Genomic DNA, 23,271 nt, shown 5'->3' with positions numbered 1-23,271 from the left:
CCCTCCGGGTGAAACTAGCTTATCTCGGCCCTGGCCCGTGGTCGGGTGTCGTTGCGCTCATATGTGAAAATCGCCGGTGGCAGCGGGTCGCGGTTGCGGATGATGTCGGCGCCTTTCTCACCCATCATGACAGTCGGGCCATTGGTGTTGCAGGAGGGCACGCGCGGCATGACCGAGCTGTCGCAGACACGCAAGCCCTCCATGCCATGTACCTTGAGCTCGAGGTCGACGACAGCCATATCGTCGGTGCCCATCTTGCAGGTGCCGACAGGGTGATGGTCTGTCTTGGCGTTGGCGCAGCCATAGTCGAACAGCTGTTCCTCGGTCACCTTGTCCGGCCCCGGCAGCCGCTCGGCCAACACGAAGGGTTTCAGGGCGGCCTGCTGCATGATTTCGCGCGCCACCCGCAAGCCCTCGATCGACATCTTGCGGTCGTGCGGATCGGCCCAGTAATTGGGGTCGATCAGCGGAGCCGCCGCCGGGTCGCTGGACGCGAGCCGCACCGTGCCGCGCGAGCGCGGATGCAGATAGGCGGAGTTGAGCGTCACGCCGGCGTTCTTGAGCCTGGCGACGCCGGCCTCGATGCCCGAACCAAGGCCGAGATGGAACTGGATGTCCGGCGAACGCGCGTCGGGATCGGCGTACCAGAAGCCACCCGTTTCAAAGAGGCTCGACGTCACCGGCCCGGTGCGGAACAGCACATATTGCAGTCCTGCCCACAGCGTCCGATGCAGCTTGGCGACGTTGTCGTAAGTGTGATCGCCCGTACATTCGGAAATGACGAACAGGTCGAGATGGTCCTGCATGTTTTCGCCGACACCCTTGAGGTCGTGGACGACAGGCACGCCGACGCTCTTCAGGTGATCGGCCGGGCCGATGCCCGACTGCAGCAGAAGCTTGGGCGAGCCGATGGCCCCGGAGGACACCAGCACCTCGCGCTCGGCGCGGATAATTTCGCTGCCATTGCCGCTCGCGACCTCGACACCGACAGCCCTGCCCTTCTGGACCACGATGCGCGTTACCCGTGCGCCGAGCCGGACGGTAAGGTTGCGCCTGTCCTTGATCGGGGCGAGATAGGCCATCGAGGCCGACGAGCGCCGCTTGTTGCGCTGGGTCAATTGATAGAAGCCGACGCCGGCCTGCTGTTTGCCATTGAAGTCGTGATTGTAGGGAATGCCGAGCTCCTGGCCGGCGCGGATATAGGCATCGCAGATCGGCAGGGCAGCCGACGGCATCGACACGCCGAGTGGCCCGCCATAGCCATGATAATCGTCGGCGAAACGCTGGTTGTCTTCCGAGCGCTTGAAATAGGGCAACACCGAGCGGTAGTCCCAGCCGGTGCAGCCGTCCTCGCTTGCCCACAGATCATAGTCTGCGGCGTTGCCGCGCGTGTAGAGCTGGGCGTTGATGCTGGAGCCGCCGCCGATCACCTTGGCCTGGGTGTAGCGCAAGACGCGGCCTTTCATGTGCTTCTGCGGCACGGTTTCCCAGCCCCAGCTGGCCACGCCCTTGGTCATCTTGGCAAAGCCCGCCGGCATGTGGAACAGCGGGTTCCAGTCGCCGCCGCCGGCCTCAAGTAACAGTACGCGCACATCGGAATCTTCGCTCAACCGGTTGGCCAGCACGCAACCGGCTGGACCCGCACCTGTGATGATGTAGTCGTAAGTCATCTCTGATCTCAAAGTCGCGCGACCGACAGCGCACCGTCAGCCCTGATGATGGAGCCGGTGGCAAAGCCGAAGCCGCCGCTGGCGAGTGCCGCCGCGATGCGGCCGATGTCGTTCGGCTCGCCCCAGCGTTTGACCGGCACGAGGCCGTCAGCGATGAGCCGGTCGTATTTCTCCGAGACTTTCGCCGTCATTTCGGAGCGGATGATTCCGGGCCGGATTTCGAACACGTCGATGCCGGTGCCGGCGAGCCGCAGCGTCAGCCCTTGGGTGAATGCGGCAAGCCCGGCCTTCGACATGCAGTAGTCGAGCCTGTCGGGCGACGTCATCTCGGCCGAGATCGAGGTGATGTTGATCACCGAGCGCGGATGCAATGTCGGTGGTGCGATGAGCATGGCCCGCAGCACCGCCTGGGTGAAGAACACCGTGCCGCGCAGATTGACCGCCATGATGGCGTTGAAGTTCTCGGGCGTCATCTCGAGGAAATCGCCGCGCACCCTGGACGCGACACCGGCATTGTTGACCAGGCAGTCGATCTGCCCGAAATGCCCGACGATCCTGTCGACCGTGCCGGCATGGCCGTCGAGGTCGGCAAGGTCGGAGGCGAGGAATAGCACGCGCGCACCGTGTTTCTCCAGCCCCGATACCGCCTCTGCCGAGGCAACGTCATCCTCGCGATCGGTGATGGCGAGGTCGAAGCCCGCCCTGGCAAGCGCTTCGGCAACGGCAAGGCCGATGCCGCGCCGCGCGCCGGTCACCAGTGCCACCGGTTTTGCCGCCACTTTCATGCCGCCAGATCCTTTTCAGCGATGTGGTCGGCAACCCGCAGCGCCTGCGCCGCGATCGTCAGCGCCGGATTGACCGCCGCCGATGTCGGCAGGAAGCTCGCATCGACCACGAACAGGTTCGGATGGTCGAAGGCGCGGCAGAAGACGTCGAGCGGGGCGTCCTTGGGGTCGCTGCCTATCCTTACCGTGCCGCACTGGTGCGACGGCGTGCGCTTGTCGAAGGCGCGTGAGACGACGACCGGGAAACCTGCGCTGCGCAGCACCTGCTTGAGCTTGGCCACCAACCGCTCATGCGCCTGCCAGTTGCTGCGCACCCATTTCAGCACGATGCGGTCGCCATCGACCATGACCCGGCTTTCCGGCGACGGCAGGTCCTCGCTCATGGCGTAGAAGTCGATCGAATGCGCCGTCGTCAGATTCAACAGCCACTCCGGCACGGCGGGCATCGCGCCCTTCAGGATGGTGCCCGAGATGCGCCCGAGCAGTTGGACGTTGCCCAGTGGCGGCCCGCCCTCGCCGTCGGAGAGATAGAAATCGTTGAAGCCGAAGGTCTTCTGGTAAACCGAGTCATTGCGGAACCAGGGGCTCATGGCGATGACAGCCGTCGAATTGTGGTTCATGAAGTTGCGGCCGACCTGATCGGAGCGGTTGGCGAGGCCGCTGGGGTTGCTGTCGTTGGCCGAGCGCAGCAGAAGCACCGCCGATTGCACAGCCCCTGCCGACAGGATCACCAGCTTCGGTCGCAGCACTGTTGCCTCGCCATTGCGCAGGTAATGAACCGCAACGATCCGCCCGTCGGCGGCCGCCTCCAGATGCGTCACACGCGAGCCGGTCTGCAGCTTGACGTTCTCATGCTTCAGCGCCGCGGCCAGCGCCGTCGTCTCGGCATCCATCTTGCCGTCAAAGCTGTTGGGGTGGGCGTCCCACGGCGTCTTGCCCTTGGCCAGCCAGCGCTCGATATCGACACCGAGCGGCAGCGAAAAGGGATGCATGCCGTTGGCCTTGAGGCGTGCCCGCACCTTCGAGATCGCGGGCTCGTCGGCAACGGGCTTCAAGCCATAGGGCTGCGAATGCACGGGCTCTGTCGGGTCTTCGCCGAGCGTACCGCGCACCTGATAAAGCTCTTCGGCCCTGCCGTACCACGGCTCGAGGTCGTCATAGGCAATCGGCCAAGCCGGCGACACACCGTCGAGATGCTGCATCTCGTCAAAGTCCTCGCGGCGGTAGCGTGTCAGCACGGCGCCGTAGAACTTCGAATTGCCGCCGACATTGTAATAGTTGCCCGGATTGAAGCCGGTACCGTCGGCCTCATACCAGGTCTCGTCAGGGCGGAAATGCCCGCGCTGGAAGATGGCGCGCTGGTCGCGGTTCTCCGGCCGGTCGGCGATATGGCCACCAGCCTCGAGCACAAGAATCTCCGCGCCGGTGGTGGCGAGCCCTGCAGCAACAGTAGCGCCGCCGACACCCGAGCCGATGATGACGATGTCAGGCTGTCCGGACATGTCAGGCGATGCGCAGCTGGCTCTTCGGGTCGAAGAACACCGCCTTGTCCAGGTTGAAGGCGAGCTTCGTCTTCTGGCCGGCATGGATCGCGGCGTCGGCACGCAGCCGCGCCACCACTTCCTTGCCGCCGAGCTTTGTCACAGCGAAGGTGTCGGAACCGGCAGGCTCGACCACCTCGATCAAACATTCGCCCTCGGCGATCGACCTGGCGTTGCGATCGGCACCATCCGGGTCGGTCAGTGCTTCCGGACGGACACCGAAGATGATCTCCTTGCCCGAATAGCCACCGAGCACACCATTGGCATTCTTGATCGGCAGCGCCAGCGGCTTCTCGCCCGGCCTTTCGAGCATGACGTTGAGCCCGCCCTCGCCGTTTTCGAGGCGCGCGGTCAACAGGTTCATCGCCGGCGAACCCATGAAGTCGGCGACGAACATGTTGGCCGGACTGTTGTAGATCTCGGCCGGCGTGCCGAACTGCTGCAGAGTGCCGTCCTTGAGCACGGCGATCTTGGAGGCCAGCGTCATCGCTTCGATCTGGTCGTGGGTGACATAGACGATCGTCGTCTTCATGCGCTGGTGCAGGCGCTTGATCTCGGTGCGCATGTCGACGCGCAGCTTGGCGTCGAGGTTGGACAGCGGCTCGTCGAACAGAAAGACCTGCGGATTGCGCACCAGCGCCCGGCCCATGGCAACACGCTGGCGCTGGCCGCCGGAGAGCTGGCTCGGCTTGCGGTCGAGCAGGTGGCCTATCTGCAGGATGTCGGACACCTGCTTGATCGCCTTGTCGCGCTCGTCCTTGGGCACGCCGCGGATTTCCATGCCAAACGCGATGTTTCCGGCCACCGTCATGTTCGGGTAGAGCGCGTAGGACTGGAACACCATGGCGATGTCGCGCTTGGACGGATGCAGCCCGGCGACCGAATTTCCGTTGATGGAGATCTCGCCCGAGGTGATCGGCTCGAGCCCGGCTATGGTGTTGAGCAGCGTCGACTTGCCACAGCCCGACGGGCCGACGAGCACCAGAAAGCCGCCCTTGTCGATCTCGATATTGATGTCCTTGAGGATCTCCACCTGGCCATAGTTCTTGTAGAGATTGCTGATCTTGAGAAACGACATGGGCTTACCCCTTGACCGCGCCGGCCATCAGGCCGCGCACGAAATAGCGTCCGGAGACGATGTAGACGATGAGGGTGGGCAGGGCGGCGAGGATCGCGCCGGCGAAATGCACGTTGTATTCCTTCACGCCGGTGGACGAGTTGACGAGGTTGTTGAGCGCTACCGTCAGCGGGATCGAGTTGAAGCCCGAAAACGACGAGCCGAACAGGAAGTCGTTCCAGATGTTGGTGAACTGCCAGATGACGGTGACGACGATGATCGGCCCCGATGACGGCAGCAGGATGCGCCGAAAGATCTGGAAGAAGCTCGCGCCGTCGATCTGTGCTGCACGCACGAGTTCGGTCGGGAACGCCTCGTAATAGTTGCGGAAGAACAGCGTGGTGAAGCCGAGGCCGTAAATGGCGTGGATCAGCACAAGGCCGGTGATGGTGCCGGCAAGGCCGGTCAGGCCGAGGATGCGCGCCGACGGGATCAGCACGATCTGGAACGGAATGAAGCAGGCCAACAGCATCAGGCCGAAGACGATGTTATCGCCCTTGAAGCGCCATTTGGTCAGCACATAGCCGTTGAGCGCCCCGAGGATGGTCGACAGCGCCACCGCCGGAACCACCATCATCACCGAGTTCAGGAAGTAGGGTTTCAGCCCCGTCGGCGAGACGCCGATCTGCGCAGTCGACCAGGCAGACAGCCAGGGCGCTATCGTCCATTGCTGCGGCAGCGCCAGCATGTTGCCCTGGCGGATCTCGTCCAGCGGCTTCAGCGAATTGACGACCATCACATAGAGCGGCAGCAGGTAGTAGACCGCAAACAGGATGAGAACGGCATAGATCAGCGCACGGGCGAAGATGCCGTTACGGGTGGCGACGTCCTGGGAGGCGGCACTCATTTCTTCTTCCCCCCGAGTTCGGAGTAGAGGTAGGGCACGATGATGGCGAAGATCATCATCATCATGATGATCGCGGACGCAGCACCCATGCCCATTTCATTGCGGCCAAAGGTGAACTTCTGCATGAACAGCGCCGGCGTCCAGGTCGCAGTCCCCGGTCCGCCGTCGGTCATCGCCACCACAAGGTCGTAAGACTTGATGGCGAGGTGGGCGAGCACCACGAAGGCCGACAGGAACACCGGCCGCATCAGTGGAATGATGATCCGGCGATAGATGGTGAGCGTCGAGGCGCCGTCGATCTGGGCGGCCTTGATGATTTCGTTGTCGACGCCGCGCAGGCCGGCGAGGAACATCGCCATGACGAAGCCCGACGATTGCCACACCGCAGCGATGACGATGGTGTAGATCGCCATCTGGCCTTCCTTGATCCAGCGGAACGAGAAGCTTTCCCAACCCCATGACTGCATCACGTGCTCGAGGCCGATGCCGGGGTCGAGAAACCACTTCCAGGCGACGCCGGTGACGATGAATGACAGCGCCATCGGGTAGAGATAGATCGGGCGCAGCACGCCCTCGCCGCGGATTTTCTGGTCGAGGAAGATCGCCAGCGCCAGCCCGATGAAGCTGCAGATGACGATATACAGCACCGAGAAGATCGCGAGGTTCTTCAGCGCCGTGATCCAGTTGGGATGGTTGAACAGCCTGACATAGTTGTTCAGGCCGACCCAGGTCGAGAAATCGGGCAAAAGCTTCGAGCCCGAGAACGACAGGAAGGCCGTGAAGACGATGAAGCCGTAGACGAAGATCAGGATCAACGCGAAGCTCGGCGCCAGCACGATCTTCGGCAGCAGGTCCTGCAACGTCGCGCGCGGGTTCGTCACCGCGCGGGGTGCGGTCGTGGTGAGATCGGCCATGGGGTGTCCAGCCTCTGGGTTGTCAGGTCAGGATGTGCCCCGGCCGAAGCCGGGGCACGAAGTTCGGTGAAGGGCCTGCCGTGGCCCCGCTGCTACGCAGCTCCCAGGCGTTCGCCGCCTGCCATCGTGCCACCGGCACGATGGATTTGCTGTGCATACCGGCGTCTCACCCCTTGGCGGCGGCAACCGCTTCGGCCAGCGCCTTGGCGGCGGCCTTGGAGTCGAGTTCGCCGTTGAAGTGACGGGTAACGACGTCGTAGAGCGCGTTCTTCACCGCGGCCGGTGCGGCATAACCATGTGCCATCGAGCCGAACAGCTTGCCACCGGAGCTGGCTTCCGCCAGGTCCTTGATGCCCTTCTTACCGCAATCGTCAAAGGCGGTGTCAGGCACGTCGATGCGTGCCGGCACCGAGCCCTTGACCACGTTGAACGACGACTGGAAGGCCGGATCCTCGATGTCGGCAGCCATCTGCAGCTGCGCCTTCTTCTTGTCGTCGCCAACCTTGAACATCATGAACATGTCAGAGTTGAAGGTGACGGCGCCCTGCGTCCCGGGGAAGCGGATGCAGACGAAGTCGGTGCCCGGCTTCTGGCCGGCCTTGAGGAACTCACCCTTGGCCCAGTCACCCATCATCTGCATGCCGGCCTTGCCCTCGATGACCATGGCCGAGGCAAGATTCCAGTCGCGGCCAGAGAAGTCCTTGTCGACATAGGTCTTGAGCTTGGCCATGCGGTCGAAGGCTTCGACCATCTTGTCGCCGCCAAGTGCGGCCGGATCGAGATCGATCATCGACGACTTGTAGAAGTCGGTGCCGAGCGACAGCACGACGGCGTCGAAGATGGTCGCATCCTGCCAGGCCTGGCCGCCATGGCCGAGCGGGGTGATGCCGTTGGCCTGCATCTTGTCGAGCACCGCGACCAGCTCGTCCCAGGTCTCGGGCGCCTTGCCGCCGGCAGCGTCGAGCGCCTTTTTGGAGATCCAGACCCAGTTGGTCGAGTGCACGTTGACAGGTGCTGCAATCCACTTGCCGTCATGCTTGGCGAAGTTCTGCAGTGCGGCCGGAACGACCTTGTCCCAGCCTTCCTTGTCGGCCACTTCGCCGAGATCGCCGACGACGCCCTGGTTGGCCCAGTCGGTGATGTCGAAGCCAAGCGCCTGCACGGCGGTGGGCGGATCGCCTGCGGTGACACGGGCGCGCAGCGCGGTCATCGCCGCTTCGCCGCCGCCGCCGGCAACCGGCATGTCTTTCCAGGTCACGCCCTGGCCTTCCAGGTTCTTCTTCAGCACGTCGAGTGCTGCTGCCTCACCGCCTGACGTCCACCAGTGCAGAACTTCGACGCTTTCCTCGGCCTGTGCCATCGGCATAGGCGCGGCAAACAGTGCCGCCACGGCTGCCGTACTCATCAAAAACTTACGCATTCCAGTTCCTCCCGGGTTGCAAGTTCCTCACGCGTCATTGCGTGTCATAAAATCCCTTCGGCCCCGCCTCTGGGAATTCCTCCGTTCAGCCGCGCGCCTCCTTCGGCATCCAATGGCCGGTGCGCGGTCCGATATGCATGTTGAGCGTCTTGGTCTCGGTGTAGTCCTCGACCGCATGGCGGCCGAGCTCGCGGCCGATGCCCGATTGGCGGTAGCCGCCGAAGGGCAGCTCCGAGGCGCCGTCCATGAAGGTATTCATCCAGACGGTACCGGCACGGACTCTACGGCCGACTGTCAGGCAGGTGTCGAAGTCGCGGCTCCAGACGCCTGCCGACAGACCATAGTCGATCGAATTGGCGATACGGATCGCCTCGTCAGTGGTCTCGAAGGCAAGCACCGAAAGCACCGGTCCGAACACCTCCTCTTTCGCCACCGCCATGTCGGGGGCGACCGACGACAGGATCGTCGGCTCCATGAACTGGCCGAGGCCGAGATCAGCGGCAGACCCGCCGACAGCAACCCTCGCACCGTTCTCGCTCGCACCTTTCACGTAACCAACGATCTTCGCAAGATGCTGCGGCGTGATGATAGCACCAACCTGCGTCGATGGGTCGAGCGGATCGCCGACCTTGACCTTGGCCGACAGAGCGGCAACGCGGCTGGTCACCTCGTCGGCGACGTCGCGATGCACGATCAGGCGCGAGCCGGCATTGCAGCACTCGCCGGCGTTGAAATAGGCGCCGAAGACGGCCGCATCGACGAAGTCATCGAGATTGGCATCAGGGAAGACGATCTGCGGGTTCTTGCCGCCGAGCTCCAGTGACACTTTCTTCAACGTTTGCGCGGCGTTGGCCATTGTCAGCTTGCCGATACCGGTCGAGCCGGTGAACGACACCATGTCAATGTCGGGGTGGCTGGTCAGCGGCGCACCAGCCTCCGGCCCGGTTCCGACGATGATGTTGACCACGCCCTGGGGAACCCCTGCCGCCTCCAGAATCTCGCCGAGTACCAGCGTCGAGCCTGACGTCAACTCCGACGGCTTGACCACTGCCGTACAGCCGGCGGCCAGCGCAAAAGGCAACTTCTGGCTGACGATCAGGAACGGGAAATTCCACGGCGTGATGATCGACACGACGCCGATCGCCTCGCGCAGGACCACGCCCAGCGTGCCGTCGCCCAGCGTGTTGTAGCTCTCGCCATGCAGGTCCCGCGCAAGTGCTGCCGCATAGCGCCAGATGTCGGCGGCACCGCCAAGTTCGCCCTTGGCCTGGGAGATCGGCTTGCCTGACTCGATACAATCGAGGAAGGCGAGTTCATCGGCACGCGCGTCGATGATGTCGGCGGCCCTGAGCAGGATGCGCGAGCGCTCGGCGCCGGTCATGCGCGGCCAATGTCCATCGTCGAACGCCTTGCGTGCCGAGGCAATGGCGCGGTTCGCATCGATAGCGGTAGCGGCCTCGTAGCGGCTGACAACGGCGCCATGGCCGGGGCTGGCGCGCTCGATGGCCTTGCCTTCGGCGCCGGCGGTCCATTTGCCGTCGATCAGCATCTTGAACTCGCGGACCTTGAAGCCGTCGAGCGGCTTGGGACGCATCAGGACCGTCATCACCATTCTCCTGCAAATTTGGCGGCACGCTTCTCGCTGAAGGCCGCGACCCCCTCCTTGAGGTCTCCGGTCTTGGCCACGAGAATCGAGCCCAGCGCCTCGACGGCGGTGCCATTGTCTTCACCATTCGCGGTGGCGATCATCAGTTTTGCGACCTCGACTGCCGCAGGCCCCCGCGCCGCGACCCGGGCCGCATAGGCGCGCGCCGCAGCCACCGCCGCGCCGGTCTCGACCACATGGTCGACCAGCCCGAGCCCTGCTGCCTCGTCGGCGGAAAACACCTCGCCGCCCAGCGCCATACGCCTCACCACCTGCGCACCGGCGCGCCTCACCAGACGCTGTGTGCCCGACCAGCCCGGCACCATGCCGAGCCCGGTTTCCGGCAGGCCGATCTTCACATGACGCTCGGCAATGCGGATGTCGGCGGCTATCGCCAGCTCCAGTCCGCCGCCCAATGCATGGCCGTTGATGGCAGCGATCACCGGTACGCGCAGCGTCGCCAGGCGTTCGAACACGCGGTGGCCGAAACGCACCCAGGCATGGCCGAACTCGTTGGGTGTCATTTCGCCCCAGGCCTTGATGTCGCCGCCGGCCGAAAACGCCTTGCCCTCGCCGGTGAGGATGGCGACGCGGATTTCCGCATTGGCCTCGACCTCGTCGCAGGCCTGGGACAGCGCCTTCAGCATGTCTATATCGAAGGCGTTGAGCTTGTCCGGCCGGGCCGCCGTGATGATCGCGACAGGACCCTCGAACTCGACCCTGATGCGCTGGTCAGCCATGGATGCCCTCCAGCTTGCGCACCGGCTTGCGCGGCAGCTTCAACCTGATCGGCGCTTCGGCGAACAGGGCAGCATCCATCTGCTTGAGTTTGTCCGACACGATCAGCGGGAATTCCGACTGGTCGAGAATATGCGTCTGCAGTTCGACGCCCGGCGCGATCTCGGTCAGCACAATGCCTTGAGGCATAAGCTTCATCACACAGCGTTCGGTGACATAGGTGATGTCCTGGCCCTGTTCGACGCCGCGGCGCCCCGAGAAGGTGACATGCTCGACCTCGTTGACCAGCTTCTTGAGCTTGCCTTCTTTCTCGACCACCAGCTTGCCAGCCTCGATGTCGAGCTTGGCGCCGGCATTGAACATGCCGGAGAAGACGATCTTCCTGGCTCGCGCCGTGATGTCGATGAAACCGCCGGCACCCGCCGTCACGTGTGGCCGGAAGCTGAGCTTGGAGACGTTGACCGAGCCGTGGCGGTCGATCTCGAGGAACGACAGCAGCGAGGCGTCGAAACCCGCGCCCTGGAAGTAGGTGAACTGGTAGGGCGACGGCATAAAGGCATCGGCATTCGACGCGCAGCCGAAAGCGAAATCGAGCAGCGGCACGCCGCCGACGGCACCCTGCTCGATCACCCAGGTGACCTCACCATGCAGCCCTTCTTCAAGCAGGATGCGCGGCACGTTGGCCGAAATGCCGAAGCCGAGATTGACCGCGCTGCCGGCCTCGAGTTCCTGAGCGACCCGGCGGGCGATGACCTTCTGAATGTTGAACTCGGGCACGCGGAAGCTGTCGAGCGGCCGCATGATCTCGCCTGAAATCGCAGGGTCGTAGAGCGTCTGCGTCGTCTGCTTCTGCTCGGGGTCGACGACGATGTAGTCGACCAGCATGCCCGGCACGCGCACATCGTGCGGGCGCAGCGAGCCGTCCTTGGTGATACGCTTGACCTGGGCAATGACGATGCCGCCATTGTTGCGCGCGGCGAGTGCCTGGTCGAGCCCGCCGAGATAGGCGCCTTCATGTTCGTAGGTCAGGTTGCCGCGCTCGTCTGATGTCGTCGCCCGAATGATCGCCACTTCAGGCTTGATAGCTGGGAAGAACAGCCAGTCCTCGCCCTCGAAGCTGACCTTCTTGACCAGCGGTTCGGCCGCAGCACGCGCATTCATGGCGCAGCCCTGCCGCTCGGGATCGACGAAGGTGTCGAGCCCGACCTTGGTCATGACGCCCGGCCGCTTGGCGGCAGCCTCGCGATGCATGTCGAACATGATGCCGGACGGCACGTTGTAGGCAGCCACCTCCTCATTGCCGATCATCTGCCAGATCAGCGGCGGCTCGGCGCTCGACGGCCCCGACGGATAGGAGCCGCCGATGATCGTCTTCAGCAGGCCCTTTTTGGCGATATGGTCGACACCCTTGATGCCGCTCATGTCGCCGGCGGCGATGGGGTGCAGCGTCGTCAGGTCGCGCGGATGGCCTGTAGCCTCGAAGCGTTCGCCGATCGCCTTCAGCGTCAGGTCGGGACAGCCTAGCCCGCTCGACGACGACACCGAGACCACCGCACCATCGGGTATCAAAGCAGCGGCCTGGGCGGGAGTGATGTGCTTGCTCATGTCAGAGCCCCGCCTCGATCGCCACTGCCTTGCCCGTCGCCGCCGACTTGACCACGGCAAGACCCGTCGCCAGCGACCATACGCCGTCTTCGCCCGTGGCAGACGGTCTGCCCTTGCCGGCGACAGCATCATGGAACGCCTGCAGGCCCGCTTCGTAGAGATTGCGCTGGTCGAGATCGAGCTCGTGTTCGCCCTCGGCATTGCGCAGCACGACCGAGCCGACCGGCTTCTGCGTCATGACATTGCGCGCGATCAGCGAACCCTCGGTGCCGTGCACCTCGAAACCGGTCTCGGCGAACTTGGTGGTGAACGCGTCATGGAACTGCGCGATCACGCCTGACCTGAAGCGCAGCACTCCCATCACTGCGTCTTCGAGGCCCGCCTGCCCCATGCCACCCGCCTGGCTGAAGGCGACGGCCTCGACTGGATCGTCATTGAGCACGAAGCGCAAAGTGTCGGCGTCATGCACCGTGATATCGAGGATCACGCCACCGCCGGCCTGCGGCTTGTCGAGCCGCCAGCCCTGCAGATGCGGCGGAAGATAGACGGCATGAAACACACGCGCCGCCAGCGGCTTGCCGATACGGCCTACGGCAATTGCGTCGCGCATCGCCCGGTGGCTTCCCGCATTGCGCAGATGGTGGTTCGTCGCCAGGACGACCCCGGCATCCTTCGCCTCATGCACCATTGCCCGGGCGTCAGAAATGGTCAGCGCCAATGGTTTCTCGCACAGCACATGCTTGCCGGCCTTAGCCGCGGCAATCGCCTGTTCCACATGCAATTCGTTGGTGGTCGAGATGTAGACGGCGTCGATACCGGCATCGCCTGTAATGTCCTCAAGCGACGTCACCGACTTCGCGATGCCGTTCGCCTGGGCATAGTCGCGGCCGCGCTCGGCATTGGTGCTCATGACGGACACCACCTCGCCGCCGGTCGCACGGATCGCGCCGATGACCCATTCCCTGGCGATGGTGCTCGCCCCGATCAGACCCCAGCGTGTCATGCCGTCATCGCCTCTCGTTTCATCCGCTGTGCCGCGCCGCAGCTCTCGCGCACCACCAGCCGCACCGAGGCGACCAGCGCCTCAGGCTCGAAATCACCTGAATTGATCTGCTTGAGCAGGAGTTGCGCCGCCCTCCGGCCCATGCCCTGCGGATCGACCGAAACAGTGGTCAGCGCCGGCACCGCCGTTTTTGCCTCGATCACGTCGTCGAAGCCGATGACGCCGAAATCGACGCCCGGTTCGATGCGGGCGCTGCGCAGCCCGTCGCATGCGCCGAAGGCTACCGCATCATTGAAGCAGAGCGCCGCCGTCGGCCGGTCGGCCATAGACAACAGCCGCTCGACCGCCGCCACTCCGCCTGCACGCGACGGCGCCGAACTGATCACCAGCTCGTCCGAGGCATCGAGCCCCGCCTCCACCAGAGCGTCGCGAAAACCGCGCATGCGTTCGTCGAATACAGCCGTGTCGTTGAAGCCGCCGAGGAAGGCGATGCGCCGATGACCGAGCTCGATCAGGTGGCGCACGGCAGCTGCAGCCCCGGCATGTCCGTCCGACACCACGGAGGAGACCTTGAGCCCCGGCACGTTGCGCGCCACCAGCACGACAGGAATGCCGCTGTCGACCAGCGGCCGGAGATCGGCTGATGTCGTCCCGCGCGCCGGCGACAGGATCAGCCCGGCCATGCCATGCTCGCGCATCGAGGCGATCACCTCGGCCTGGCGGTCGGGATTCTCGGCCGAGTTGGCCATGAACTGGATGTAGCCGGCCGACTGCACCACCATGTCCATGCCCACCGCCAGTTCGGCAAAAAAGCTGTTGGTCAGGTCATTGACGACGATGCCGACGATCTTGGATTTCGACTGGCGCAAATTGGCGGCGCTGCGGTTGTAGACGTAGCCGAGCTCGCGGATGACGGCGCCGACCTTGGCGCGGGTCGTTTCATTGACCAGCGAGCTGCCTTGAAGGACGAGCGACACGGTCGACTTCGACACGCCGGCGGCATGCGCAACATCGACAACTGTCACCTTCGGCTGCTTCAAAACGATCCTCCTGGCGAGCGTCTCTGGCTCCCTTTTCCGAGTCCATTAATTGGAACGTTCCAAACTGTCAAGCAAGGAAGAACGGCGATACCATCCTTTTCACATCGGCAGAACCCAAAGGCCTTGGCCACCAGAATGCCAGAATTGTACACAATTCGCGCTTTCAAACGATTTGTAATGCTATTTTGCCCTGAAGCCGTCCCAGCATATCGATGCACCGCCCGATCGACCGGCACACCTGCGCCAGACCTCACAATTCCGGCTTGAAATTTGGAACGATCTAAATTACCAGATGCAACCGATCAGGGAGGAACCCATGGCCAAGGCAGTGAAGCTTCCGCGGACAGACCGCTCGATCGAGACCTACACACTTGTCGGCACACCGATCGAACGACCTGAAGCCGCCCCCGTTTTCAATCGTATCGCCTACGCGGCTGCGCATGTCGTCTCCGACCCGTGGGCCGACACGCTGCCCTGGAACAGCCCTGTAATCGACTGGGATGCGACCATGGCCTTCCGCCATCATCTCTGGTCGCTCGGCTTCAAGATCGCCGAGGCGATGGACACCTCGCAGCGCGGCATGGGGCTGGATTGGGCGGGCGCGCAGGAGCTGATCAGCCGCTCACTCGCCGAAGCGCGCACGGTGCCGGGTGCCGACCTCGCTTGCGGCGCGGGCACCGACCAGTTGCCCAAACAGGATGCCAAATCACTCGATGACGTCATCTCGGCTTACGAGGAACAGCTCGGATTCATCGAGAAGCATGGCGGCCGCGCGATTCTGATGGCGAGCCGGGCGCTCGCCCATGTCGCGAAATCCCCCGACGACTACCGCAAGGTCTACGGCCGCATCCTTGGCCAGGCCAAGGACAAAGTCGTCCTCCACTGGTTGGGCGACATGTTCGATCCCGAACTCACAGGCTATTGGGGCGGCGACCGTTTCGAGGACACGTTGCTGACCGTGCTGTCCATCATCACCGATCACCAGGACAAGGTCGAAGGCATCAAGATCTCGCTGCTTGACCAGGCCTATGAGGTCGAGCTGCGCCGGCGTCTGCCCCAGGACGTGATCTGCTTCACCGGCGATGACTTCAACTATGCCACCCTGATAGAAGGTGACGGCACGCGCCACAGCCACGCGCTGCTCGGCATCTTCGATGCGGTAGCGCCCCAGGCATCCAAGGCGCTGGCAGCCTTGGCCAAGGGCGACCTCGCCACCTTCCGTGGCACCATCGAGCCGACAGTGCCGTTGTCGCGCAAGATTTTCGAGGCGCCGACGCAATATTACAAGGCCGGCGTCGTCTTCCTCGCCTGGCTCAACGGCCACCAGAGCCACTTCACCATGCCCGCCGGCATGCAATCGGCAAGAGGTGCACTGCACTACGCCGACATCTTCCGCCTCGCCGACCAGGCCAATGTGCTCGACAAGCCTGACCTCGCTGCATTGCGCATGACGGCGCTGATGACACAGTACGGCTTCGCCTGACCGGCTACATCAGGCCAAGCTGCTTGTAGAAACCGAGCGCGTCATAATAGTCGCTCTGGCTGGCGATCTTGCCATCCTTGACCGAGAACATCGAGGCGCCGGTGAAGGCAAACTTCTTGCCGGTCGCCTTGGTGCCGTCGGCCCAGTCGCCGGTGTTGGTGCCGGAGAATTCCCATTCGAACGACACGCGGTCGTCCTGCACCACGGGCTTGCCCTTCATCGTCCAGACGGCATCGGGTACAGCCTTCAGGAAATTGTCGATGACGCCGGTCTTGGCAGCTTCCTTGCCCTCGACGGGCTTGCCGACCGAAGCGTCGTAGTAGACGACGTTGTCGGCGAAATGTTCGGCCGCCTTGGCCGAGTCATGGGCATTCCAGGCGGCGAGATAGGCGTCGACGACAGCCTGCGGCGTGTCCTGCGCCAGCGCCGGCCCGATGGCTGGAGCCGTAGCGAGGAATGCAGCAACGGCTGCGGATGCGAGAAACTGACGACGATGCATGTCTTTTCCTCCCTTGTTTCCTTTGCCCCGTTCACGGGGAGAAGGTGGCCCGAAGGGCCGGATGAGGGCGGGTACGACAAGCTGTGCTCCCTCATCTGCCTGCCCGTCCAGCCGGATCCCGCAGCCTGCGGCAGCGTCCCGGCATTCGCTGGCCTGCCATGATGCCACCGGCATCATGGCTTTCGCGCTGCGCGCGAAAACGGCCGCTCACCCATGCGCGATCATGACATGGCGTACGGCGGTGTAGTCCTCCAGCGCGTAGACCGACATGTCCTTGCCGTAGCCGGACTGTTTCAGACCGCCATGCGGCATCTCGTTGGTCAGCATGAAGTGCGTGTTGATCCAGGTGCAGCCATATTGCAGCCGCGCCGCGGTCGCCATGCCGCGCGAGATGTCCTTGGTCCACACCGACGACGCCAGGCCGTAGTCGCTGTCATTGGCCCAGTTGACCGCCTCGTCGACGTCGGAGAAACGCGTTACCGATACCACCGGGCCGAACACCTCGCGGCGCACGATCTCGTCCTCCTGCAGCGCGCCGGCGACGACCGTCGGCTGGTAGTAGAAGCCGCCGCCCTCGCCCGGCTTGCCGCCTGTGGTGATCTCGATGTGCTTGAGCTCGGAGGCCCGTTCGACGAAGGAGGCAACGCGGTCGCGCTGGCGCCTGGAGATGAGCGGCCCGATCTCGTTTTCGGTGTCGTCGGCCTGGCCGTAGCGGATGGTAGACACTGCTGACGACAGGTCGGCGACGAGCTTGTCGTAGACCTTTTTCCCGGCGTAGATGCGGCAGGCCGCCGTGCAGTCCTGGCCGGCATTGTAGTAGCCGAAAGCGCGCAGGCCGCTGACCACGGCGTCGATGTCGGCATCGTCGAAGACGATGACCGGCGCCTTGCCGCCGAGTTCGAGATGCGTGCGTTTGACCGACTTGGCCGCCGCCTGCAACACCTTCTTGCCGGTGGCGACGTCGCCGGTAATCGAGATCATGCTGACCGCCGCATGGTTGATCAGCGCATTGCCGACACTCTCGCCGCGGCCGAGCGCGACATTGACCACGCCTTCCGGCAGGACCTCAGCGAGAATCCTGGCGAGCTTCAGTGCCGTCAGCGGCGTCTGCTCCGAAGGCTTGAAGACGACAGTGTTGCCGCCGGCGATTGCCGGTGCCAGCTTCCAAGCCATCATCATCAGCGGATAGTTCCACGGCGCGATAGAGGCGACGATGCCTACGGGGTCGCGGCGGATCATCGAGGTGTGCCCGGGCAGATACTCGCCCGCCACCAGACCCGGCATCGAGCGCACCGCGCCGGCGAAGAAGCGGTAGCAGTCGACGATAGCCGGAATCTCGTCATTGAGCACGGCGTTGATCGGCTTGCCGCAGTTGAGTGCCTCGAGCCTGGCAAAGGCTTCCGCCTCGGCCTCGATGCGGTCGGCGATCTTGAGCAGGTAGCCCGAGCGCTGCGCCGGCGTGGTCTTCGACCACGTCACGAACGCCGTCTGCGCTGCCGTAACCGCCGCCTCGATCTGCGCCGGCGAGGCCTCCGGCAGGCTGAGAATCGTCTCGCCGGTGCGCGGGTTGAGGATCGCTTCCTCGGTCTCTGTTCCCCGCTCGAATTTCGAGCCGATGAGCATCTGGGTGTCCATGATTTCTCCCTTTCGAGGCTTATTTGCCGGCGCCGGCGATCTGGTCGCCTTCGCGGGTCAGGTAATAGGCGGCAAGGATGGGCAGCAGGGTCGCGAGCACGACGACCATGGCGACGACATTGGTGACCGGGCGCTGGCGCGGCCGGACCAGTTCCTCCAGCATCCAGATCGGCAGCGTCTGCTGCTGTCCGGCGGTGAAGGTGGTGACAATGACTTCGTCGAAGGACAGCGCAAAGGCGAGCATGCCACCGGCCAGAAGTGCCGTGCCTATGTTGGGCAGGATCACATGCCTGAACGTCTGGTAGCCGTCGGCGCCGAGATCCATCGATGCTTCGATGAGCGAGCCCGAGGTCCGGCGGAACCGTGCCACCGCGTTGTTGTAGACGACCACGACGCAGAACGTCGCGTGTCCCAGCACGATCGTCCAGAACGAGAACGGGATCTCCGCCAGGCTGAAGGCCGAGCGCAGTGCGATGCCGGTGATAATGCCGGGTAGCGCGATGGGAAGGATGACCAGCAGCGAGATCGCCTCGCGGCCAAAAAACCTGGTCTGGCTGACGGCAGCGGCACAGAGCGTGCCGAGCACCAGCGCGATACCGGTCGAGATCGCCGCGACCTGCACCGAAAGCCCCAGCGCCTGCCAGACGTCGGCACGTCCCCACGTCACGGCGAACCACTGGGTGGTAAAGCCGGGCGGCGGCCACTGGTAGCTCTTCTCTTCGGTGGTGAAGGCGTAGACGAAGATCAGCAGGATGGGCAGGTGCAGGAAGGCAAGGCCCGCGGCAGCTGCGATCTTGAGGCCGGTCGGGGCAGATTGCGAGCGGTCAGAGCGCATCGAAGGCTCCCATGCGTTTGGCGCCCCAGAGGTAGAAGCCCATAATGACGACGGGCACCACGGTGAAGGCGGCGGCGAGAGGGATGTTGCCGGCGGTTCCCTGCTGGGCATAGACCGCCTGACCGATGAAAAGCCTGGACGTGCCGATGATCTGCGGGATGATGTAGTCGCCCAGCGTCAGCGAGAATGTGAAGATCGAGCCGGCAACGATGCCGGGCAGCGCCAGCGGGAACAGCACGTTGCGGAACGTCTGCCTTGGTGACGCGCCGAGGTCTGACGAGGCCTCGACCAGATTGCCCGGCACACGTTCGAGTGCTGCCTGGATCGGCAGGATCATGAATGGCAGCCAGACATAGACGAAGACGATGAATGTGCCGGTGAACGATACCGACAGCGAGTTTCCGCCAATGACGGGCAGCGACAGCCAGCTGTCGAGCAGCCACGACAGATGCAGTTTGGCAAACAGCCAGGTCAGGATGCCTTCTTTGGCGAGGATCAGCTTCCAGGCATAGATCTTGACCAGGTAGCTCGACCACAAGGGCAGCATGACCCCGAGATAGAACAGCGCTTTCCAGGTGCCGCGGGCATAGCGCGCGGCGTAGTAGGCGATCGGGAACGCGATGATGGCTGAAGCCAGCGTCACCACTGCGGCCATCGTCACCGTCCGGACGATGATGTCGAGATTGGCCGCCTGCAACAGGTCGCCATAGGTCTTCAGCGTCAGCTCGCGGCTGATCAGCCCGGAGAACTCGTCGATCGAAAAGAAGCTCTGCGCCAGAAGTGCGATCAGCGAGCCGATATAGACGACGCCGAGCCAGAGCAGCGGCGGCGCCAGCATCAGGAACAGCAGCAAGCCCGGCTTGCGCCACAAGAGGTCCGAAAACGAGCCGGCCAGTCCGCCGCGCCGGGGCAGGATCGCCGCAGCCACGTTGGATGTGCCTGACACAGCCTGGACGCTCATGCCTGCTCCTCCATGAGGTGGAGCTGGTCGCGGTTGAAGGTCAGCATGACATGGGCGCCGTCCTCGGGCACGGCAGTACCTGACGGCAGCGTCGCGTGCAGTCTCAAGCCGTTGGCGTCGAGCGAAAGTTTGGTGGCCGCACCCAGATAGTGACGCGAGACGACGCGCGCCGCGACGCCGTCGCCAGACGTGTCGGAGCGGACACGGATCTGCTCCGGCCTGAGGCTGCCCCAGCGGTGCTGGCCGGCATAACGCTGGACAAAATCGGGCGGTAGCACGTTGGACGAACCGACGAAATCGGCGACGAAGCGCGAGGCCGGGCGCTGGTAGATTTCTTCCGGGGCACCGACCTGCATGATACGGCCGTCATTGAACACGGCGACCCGGTCGGCCATCGACAGCGCTTCGCCCTGGTCGTGGGTGACGAAGACGAAAGTGATGCCCAGCGCCTTCTGCAATTGCTTGAGTTCTTCCTGCATGCTCTCGCGCAGCTTGAGGTCGAGCGCACCGAGCGGCTCGTCGAGCAGCAGCACCTTGGGCTTGTTGACCAGCGCACGCGCCAGCGCCACACGCTGCCTCTGGCCGCCGGACAGCTGGCTCGGCTTGCGGCCGCCGTAACCCGGCAGTTGCACAAGCTTGAGCGCATCTTCGGCGGCGCGATGGCGCTCGTCCTTGCCAACGCCCTTGACCATCAGGCCGTAGGCGACGTTGTCGAGCACGTTGAGATGCGGAAACAGCGCGTAGTCCTGGAACACCGTGTTGACGTTGCGCCGGTAAGGCGGCACGCCCTCGGCACGTTCGCCGAAGATTGAGATGCTGCCCGAGGTCGGCTGCTCGAAGCCGGCGATCAGCCGGAGGCAGGTGGTCTTGCCCGAACCCGAGGGACCCAGCATGGCGAAGAACTCACCAGGCTTGATCTCGAGGTCGACGGCATCGACCGCGCGCACCGCGCCGAAATGGCGCGAGGTTTTCTGAAAGGCGACTGCTGGGGTCATCGTCTTTGGCTTCCGATGTCTGGGCCATGTGCGCCCGGGTGATGGCCTGGCCATGGCAACGCATCCGGCCGACCCACGGCCGCCGATGCTTGTCTGCCGCCGTCAGGCGGTCGTTTAAGCTCGGTTGGTGCCTCCGCCCCCTCTCCCCGTGGGGAGAGGGTCGGCCGCAAGCGGCCTGGCGAGGGGGGCATCGTTTCGTTGCCGGCCTCAGCGGCCGCCGATCACGCCGATATAGTCTGACACCCAGCGATAATAGGGCACGCATTGGTCGTTCTGGCTGGCGCATTTCGACACTGGGGTCCGCCAGAACTTGATCTTGGCGAAGTCCTCGAAGCCGTTGGCCTTGCAGCCCGCATCGGTCAGCAGTTCGTTGCCCTTGCAAGCAGCCGGCACGACCGGGTTAGACCCGAACCACGCAGCAAGATCGCCCTGCAGCTTGGGGTTCAGCGAATGCTCGAGCCACATATAGGCGCAGTTCGGATTGGCGGCATCGACATGCATCATCGTCGTGTCGGCCCAGCCGGTGGCGCCTTCCTCCGGGATCGTCGAGCCGACGGGCTGCTTTTCCGAGCCAAGCAGGTTGACCTGGAATGGCCACGATCCCGAAGCCACGACGCCTTCGTTCTTGAAGTCGTCGACCTGGATCATGGCGTCGTGCCAGTAGCGGCCGACAAGCGTACGCTGGACGCGCAGCAGGTCGAGGGCCGCCTTGTACTGGTCCTCGTTGAGCTCGTAGGGATCCTTGATACCGAGGTCGGGCTTGTGGGCCATCAGGTAGTTGGCAGCGTCCGCGATGTGGATCGCGCCGTCATAGGCCTGGACGCGTCCCTTGTTGGGCTTGCCGTCGGGCAGGTCCATCGGCTCGAACACGACGTTCCAGCTCTTCGGCGCTTCCTTGAAGACGTTGGTGTTGTACATCAGCACGTTGGGCCCCCACTGATAGGGCACGCCGTAATGCTGGCTGTCGACGGTGAACCACGGCGCATCCTTGAGGCGCTCATCGATGGTTGACCAGCTCTTGACCAAATCGGTATTGATCGGCTGGACGCGCTTGCCGGCGACGAGGCGGAGCGAGGCGTCGCCCGAGGCAGTGACGAGGTCGAAGCCGCCTTCGTTCATCAGCGCGACCATTTCGTCAGACGTGGCTGCAGTCTTGACGTTGACCTTGCAGCCCGACGCCTTTTCGAACTCCGTCACCCAGTCGTAATTCTTGTCGGTCTCGCCACGCTCGATGTAGCCCGGCCAGGCGATGATGTTGACCTGCCCCTCGCCCTTGCCGATTTCCTTGACCTGCGCCACCGCCTGGCCGGAAAAGCTGCAGGCCAAGGCGATTGCCGTGCAGGATTTCAGAAATGTCTTCATCTCGATCCTCCCATGTGCAGGAACCGCTCTCCCATTGGCGGTGTTGCCCTGAGACGAAAGGTGCTGCGAAAGCGCAGGTTTCGCAAATTCATTCGAAAGAAGGGTGATATCGGTTTTTCCGATACCGAGCAGATGCGTCAAAGCTTCTGGCGAACAGTCCGCTGTGCTTGCGCGATGCCGATGAAATCGCGCGCCGCGGCTGGCAACGACGAGCCGCGCCGCCACACCATGCCGACCTGCACCACCGGCAGCGAACCCGAGACGTCGCGGGACTCGATACGATCGCCTTCCAGTGACCACGGCCGGTAGACGAGGTCGGGCAGCAGTGCCACCCCTGCCCCTGTCGCCACCAGCGAACGCACCGCCTCGACCGAACGTGTCCGGAAGGCGACATGCGGCTTGGCACCGATCGCCGAAAGCAGTTTGCCGGTGTTTTCCTCGATCTCGTCGACCGACAGCATGATCAGTGGCTCGGATGCGATGTCGCCCACGCTGATGATTTCTGCCGAGGCGAGCGGATGGCCGAGCGGTAGCCAGAGACGATAGGCGGAGACCTCGAGGATTTCCGATTGCAGAGCCATGCGGTCACGCAGGTTGGAGGTGACCATGACGGCGAGATCGAGCTTGCCGCCGACAAGCAGATGCTCGAGGTAGTCGCCATTGTCCTCGATAGCCGAGATCTCGACAGCCGGATGGGCGCGGCGGTAGCGCGCAAGCAGATCGGACAGCACGTAACCCGCAACCAGCGAAGTGACGCCAAGTTTGAGCTGTCCGGTCGCGGTCGCCTGCCCGCCGAAAAAGGTGCGCCGGGCGTCGGAGACGTCGGCCAGGATCTTGGTGGCGTGGCGCAGGAACTGGTGGCCCTTATGGGTGATGTTGAGTCCGCGCGGATGACGCTCGAACAGCTCGACGCCGAGGTCGGCTTCCAGCTCCTTGATCGCCTCGGTCACCGACGACTGCGAGATCGACAGGTTCTGCGCCGCGCGCGAGATCGTGCCCTGCTCGGCGACGGCAACGAAGAACTGAAGCTGGCGAAGCGTGAAGGCCATGGCCGGAGTAGACAGGGCGGTGGGGGATTTGGGAAGGCCCTCGCCAAACCACGCTTGTTGTTACGATGGGGAAAGGCCCGCCACCATCGATCGTATCCCGGGCGAGCGAAGCGAGACCCGGGATGAC

General features: G+C 63.9%; 20 protein-coding genes. 1 reads left to right on the top strand and 19 read right to left on the bottom strand.

Features of this window, described 5'->3' with window-relative positions:
* Positions 1–14: 14 nt before the first annotated feature.
* The 12 genes from H5P29_RS10795 to H5P29_RS10740 all read right to left on the bottom strand — a co-directional run bounded on the left by H5P29_RS10795 (position 15) and on the right by H5P29_RS10740 (position 14,325).
* Positions 15–1,670, bottom strand: coding sequence for a GMC family oxidoreductase (locus H5P29_RS10795; RefSeq protein ID WP_067958286.1), 1,656 nt, complete (start codon positions 1,668–1,670; stop codon positions 15–17).
* Between the two features lie 8 nt (positions 1,671–1,678).
* Positions 1,679–2,455 carry a 3-ketoacyl-ACP reductase gene (locus H5P29_RS10790; RefSeq protein WP_067958284.1) on the bottom strand — a complete coding sequence of 259 codons (777 nt, stop codon included), beginning with the start codon at positions 2,453–2,455 and terminating at the stop codon, positions 1,679–1,681.
* Positions 2,452–3,957 (bottom strand): GMC oxidoreductase, encoded by a 1,506-nt coding sequence (locus H5P29_RS10785; protein WP_067958282.1) that lies wholly within the window; start codon positions 3,955–3,957, stop codon positions 2,452–2,454. The genes H5P29_RS10790 and H5P29_RS10785 overlap by 4 nt, the downstream gene beginning before the upstream one ends.
* A gap of 1 nt (position 3,958) precedes the next feature.
* Positions 3,959–5,074 carry an ABC transporter ATP-binding protein gene (locus tag H5P29_RS10780; protein ID WP_067958279.1) on the bottom strand — a complete coding sequence of 372 codons (1,116 nt, stop codon included), beginning with the start codon at positions 5,072–5,074 and terminating at the stop codon, positions 3,959–3,961.
* Positions 5,075–5,078: 4 nt separating this feature from the next.
* Positions 5,079–5,960, bottom strand: a complete 882-nt coding sequence (locus H5P29_RS10775; RefSeq protein ID WP_067958276.1) for a carbohydrate ABC transporter permease — start codon at positions 5,958–5,960, stop codon at positions 5,079–5,081.
* On the bottom strand, positions 5,957–6,874 hold the full coding sequence (locus H5P29_RS10770; RefSeq protein WP_067958274.1) for a carbohydrate ABC transporter permease: 918 nt from the start codon (positions 6,872–6,874) through the stop codon (positions 5,957–5,959). Before H5P29_RS10770 ends, H5P29_RS10775 begins: the two co-directional genes overlap by 4 nt.
* 166 nt (positions 6,875–7,040) lie before the next feature.
* Complete coding sequence (locus tag H5P29_RS10765) at positions 7,041–8,294, bottom strand: ABC transporter substrate-binding protein (RefSeq protein WP_154386961.1); 1,254 nt, start codon at positions 8,292–8,294, stop codon at positions 7,041–7,043.
* A gap of 85 nt (positions 8,295–8,379) precedes the next feature.
* A complete protein-coding gene (locus H5P29_RS10760) occupies positions 8,380–9,900 on the bottom strand; it encodes an aldehyde dehydrogenase family protein (protein WP_067966190.1) in 1,521 nt (506 codons plus the stop codon).
* On the bottom strand, positions 9,900–10,679 hold the full coding sequence (locus H5P29_RS10755; protein WP_067958266.1) for an enoyl-CoA hydratase/isomerase family protein: 780 nt from the start codon (positions 10,677–10,679) through the stop codon (positions 9,900–9,902). The genes H5P29_RS10760 and H5P29_RS10755 overlap by 1 nt, the downstream gene beginning before the upstream one ends.
* Positions 10,672–12,282, bottom strand: coding sequence for an acyl CoA:acetate/3-ketoacid CoA transferase (locus H5P29_RS10750; protein WP_154386960.1), 1,611 nt, complete (start codon positions 12,280–12,282; stop codon positions 10,672–10,674). Before H5P29_RS10750 ends, H5P29_RS10755 begins: the two co-directional genes overlap by 8 nt.
* A 1-nt stretch (position 12,283) precedes the next feature.
* Positions 12,284–13,285 (bottom strand): Gfo/Idh/MocA family protein, encoded by a 1,002-nt coding sequence (locus tag H5P29_RS10745; protein ID WP_067958262.1) that lies wholly within the window; start codon positions 13,283–13,285, stop codon positions 12,284–12,286.
* Positions 13,282–14,325 carry a LacI family DNA-binding transcriptional regulator gene (locus H5P29_RS10740; protein ID WP_154386959.1) on the bottom strand — a complete coding sequence of 348 codons (1,044 nt, stop codon included), beginning with the start codon at positions 14,323–14,325 and terminating at the stop codon, positions 13,282–13,284. Before H5P29_RS10740 ends, H5P29_RS10745 begins: the two co-directional genes overlap by 4 nt.
* A 316-nt stretch (positions 14,326–14,641) precedes the next feature.
* Between H5P29_RS10740 and H5P29_RS10735 the strand changes: the two genes are divergently transcribed.
* Positions 14,642–15,808, top strand: a complete 1,167-nt coding sequence (locus H5P29_RS10735; RefSeq protein WP_185910329.1) for a dihydrodipicolinate synthase family protein — start codon at positions 14,642–14,644, stop codon at positions 15,806–15,808.
* A 4-nt stretch (positions 15,809–15,812) separates the two neighbouring features.
* Here H5P29_RS10735 and H5P29_RS10730 read toward each other — a convergent pair whose 3' ends face one another.
* From H5P29_RS10730 to H5P29_RS10700, 7 genes are all read right to left on the bottom strand, one after another.
* Positions 15,813–16,307: an ester cyclase gene (locus H5P29_RS10730; protein ID WP_154386957.1), complete on the bottom strand. Its 495-nt coding sequence runs from the start codon at positions 16,305–16,307 to the stop codon at positions 15,813–15,815.
* A 207-nt stretch (positions 16,308–16,514) separates the two neighbouring features.
* Positions 16,515–17,942: a gamma-aminobutyraldehyde dehydrogenase gene (locus tag H5P29_RS10725; RefSeq protein WP_154386956.1), complete on the bottom strand. Its 1,428-nt coding sequence runs from the start codon at positions 17,940–17,942 to the stop codon at positions 16,515–16,517.
* Positions 17,943–17,961: 19 nt separating this feature from the next.
* Entirely contained in the window at positions 17,962–18,777 is an 816-nt protein-coding gene (locus tag H5P29_RS10720) for an ABC transporter permease (protein WP_154386955.1), read from the bottom strand.
* Positions 18,767–19,738 carry an ABC transporter permease gene (locus H5P29_RS10715; RefSeq protein ID WP_154386954.1) on the bottom strand — a complete coding sequence of 324 codons (972 nt, stop codon included), beginning with the start codon at positions 19,736–19,738 and terminating at the stop codon, positions 18,767–18,769. The genes H5P29_RS10720 and H5P29_RS10715 overlap by 11 nt, the downstream gene beginning before the upstream one ends.
* Positions 19,735–20,733 carry an ABC transporter ATP-binding protein gene (locus tag H5P29_RS10710; RefSeq protein ID WP_154386953.1) on the bottom strand — a complete coding sequence of 333 codons (999 nt, stop codon included), beginning with the start codon at positions 20,731–20,733 and terminating at the stop codon, positions 19,735–19,737. The genes H5P29_RS10715 and H5P29_RS10710 overlap by 4 nt, the downstream gene beginning before the upstream one ends.
* A gap of 207 nt (positions 20,734–20,940) precedes the next feature.
* A complete protein-coding gene (locus H5P29_RS10705; RefSeq protein ID WP_067958243.1) occupies positions 20,941–22,095 on the bottom strand; it encodes an ABC transporter substrate-binding protein in 1,155 nt (384 codons plus the stop codon).
* 137 nt (positions 22,096–22,232) lie between these two features.
* Positions 22,233–23,144, bottom strand: coding sequence for a LysR family transcriptional regulator (locus tag H5P29_RS10700; RefSeq protein WP_067958240.1), 912 nt, complete (start codon positions 23,142–23,144; stop codon positions 22,233–22,235).
* Positions 23,145–23,271 lie beyond the last annotated feature (127 nt).

Origin of the sequence: Aminobacter sp. MDW-2 (assembly GCF_014250155.1) — a bacterium.
Lineage (GTDB): Bacteria > Pseudomonadota > Alphaproteobacteria > Rhizobiales > Rhizobiaceae > Aminobacter > Aminobacter ciceronei.
Note: the sequence above shows the minus strand (reverse complement) of the source record. Positions and strands in the feature narration are given on the sequence as shown.

What these genes read in the sequence shown, in the direction of transcription:
- H5P29_RS10795 (WP_067958286.1), bottom strand. Translation starts at nt 1,670, where the DNA reads ATGACTTACGACTACATCATCACAGGTGCGGGTCCAGCCGGTTGCGTG.
- H5P29_RS10790 (WP_067958284.1), bottom strand. Translation starts at nt 2,455, where the DNA reads ATGAAAGTGGCGGCAAAACCGGTGGCACTGGTGACCGGCGCGCGGCGC.
- H5P29_RS10785 (WP_067958282.1), bottom strand. Translation starts at nt 3,957, where the DNA reads ATGTCCGGACAGCCTGACATCGTCATCATCGGCTCGGGTGTCGGCGGC.
- H5P29_RS10780 (WP_067958279.1), bottom strand. Translation starts at nt 5,074, where the DNA reads ATGTCGTTTCTCAAGATCAGCAATCTCTACAAGAACTATGGCCAGGTG.
- H5P29_RS10775 (WP_067958276.1), bottom strand. Translation starts at nt 5,960, where the DNA reads ATGAGTGCCGCCTCCCAGGACGTCGCCACCCGTAACGGCATCTTCGCC.
- H5P29_RS10770 (WP_067958274.1), bottom strand. Translation starts at nt 6,874, where the DNA reads ATGGCCGATCTCACCACGACCGCACCCCGCGCGGTGACGAACCCGCGC.
- H5P29_RS10765 (WP_154386961.1), bottom strand. Translation starts at nt 8,294, where the DNA reads ATGCGTAAGTTTTTGATGAGTACGGCAGCCGTGGCGGCACTGTTTGCC.
- H5P29_RS10760 (WP_067966190.1), bottom strand. Translation starts at nt 9,900, where the DNA reads ATGACGGTCCTGATGCGTCCCAAGCCGCTCGACGGCTTCAAGGTCCGC.
- H5P29_RS10755 (WP_067958266.1), bottom strand. Translation starts at nt 10,679, where the DNA reads ATGGCTGACCAGCGCATCAGGGTCGAGTTCGAGGGTCCTGTCGCGATC.
- H5P29_RS10750 (WP_154386960.1), bottom strand. Translation starts at nt 12,282, where the DNA reads ATGAGCAAGCACATCACTCCCGCCCAGGCCGCTGCTTTGATACCCGAT.
- H5P29_RS10745 (WP_067958262.1), bottom strand. Translation starts at nt 13,285, where the DNA reads ATGACACGCTGGGGTCTGATCGGGGCGAGCACCATCGCCAGGGAATGG.
- H5P29_RS10735 (WP_185910329.1), top strand. Translation starts at nt 14,642, where the DNA reads ATGGCCAAGGCAGTGAAGCTTCCGCGGACAGACCGCTCGATCGAGACC.
- H5P29_RS10730 (WP_154386957.1), bottom strand. Translation starts at nt 16,307, where the DNA reads ATGCATCGTCGTCAGTTTCTCGCATCCGCAGCCGTTGCTGCATTCCTC.
- H5P29_RS10725 (WP_154386956.1), bottom strand. Translation starts at nt 17,942, where the DNA reads ATGGACACCCAGATGCTCATCGGCTCGAAATTCGAGCGGGGAACAGAG.
- H5P29_RS10720 (WP_154386955.1), bottom strand. Translation starts at nt 18,777, where the DNA reads ATGCGCTCTGACCGCTCGCAATCTGCCCCGACCGGCCTCAAGATCGCA.
- H5P29_RS10715 (WP_154386954.1), bottom strand. Translation starts at nt 19,738, where the DNA reads ATGAGCGTCCAGGCTGTGTCAGGCACATCCAACGTGGCTGCGGCGATC.
- H5P29_RS10710 (WP_154386953.1), bottom strand. Translation starts at nt 20,733, where the DNA reads ATGACCCCAGCAGTCGCCTTTCAGAAAACCTCGCGCCATTTCGGCGCG.
- H5P29_RS10705 (WP_067958243.1), bottom strand. Translation starts at nt 22,095, where the DNA reads ATGAAGACATTTCTGAAATCCTGCACGGCAATCGCCTTGGCCTGCAGC.
- H5P29_RS10700 (WP_067958240.1), bottom strand. Translation starts at nt 23,144, where the DNA reads ATGGCCTTCACGCTTCGCCAGCTTCAGTTCTTCGTTGCCGTCGCCGAG.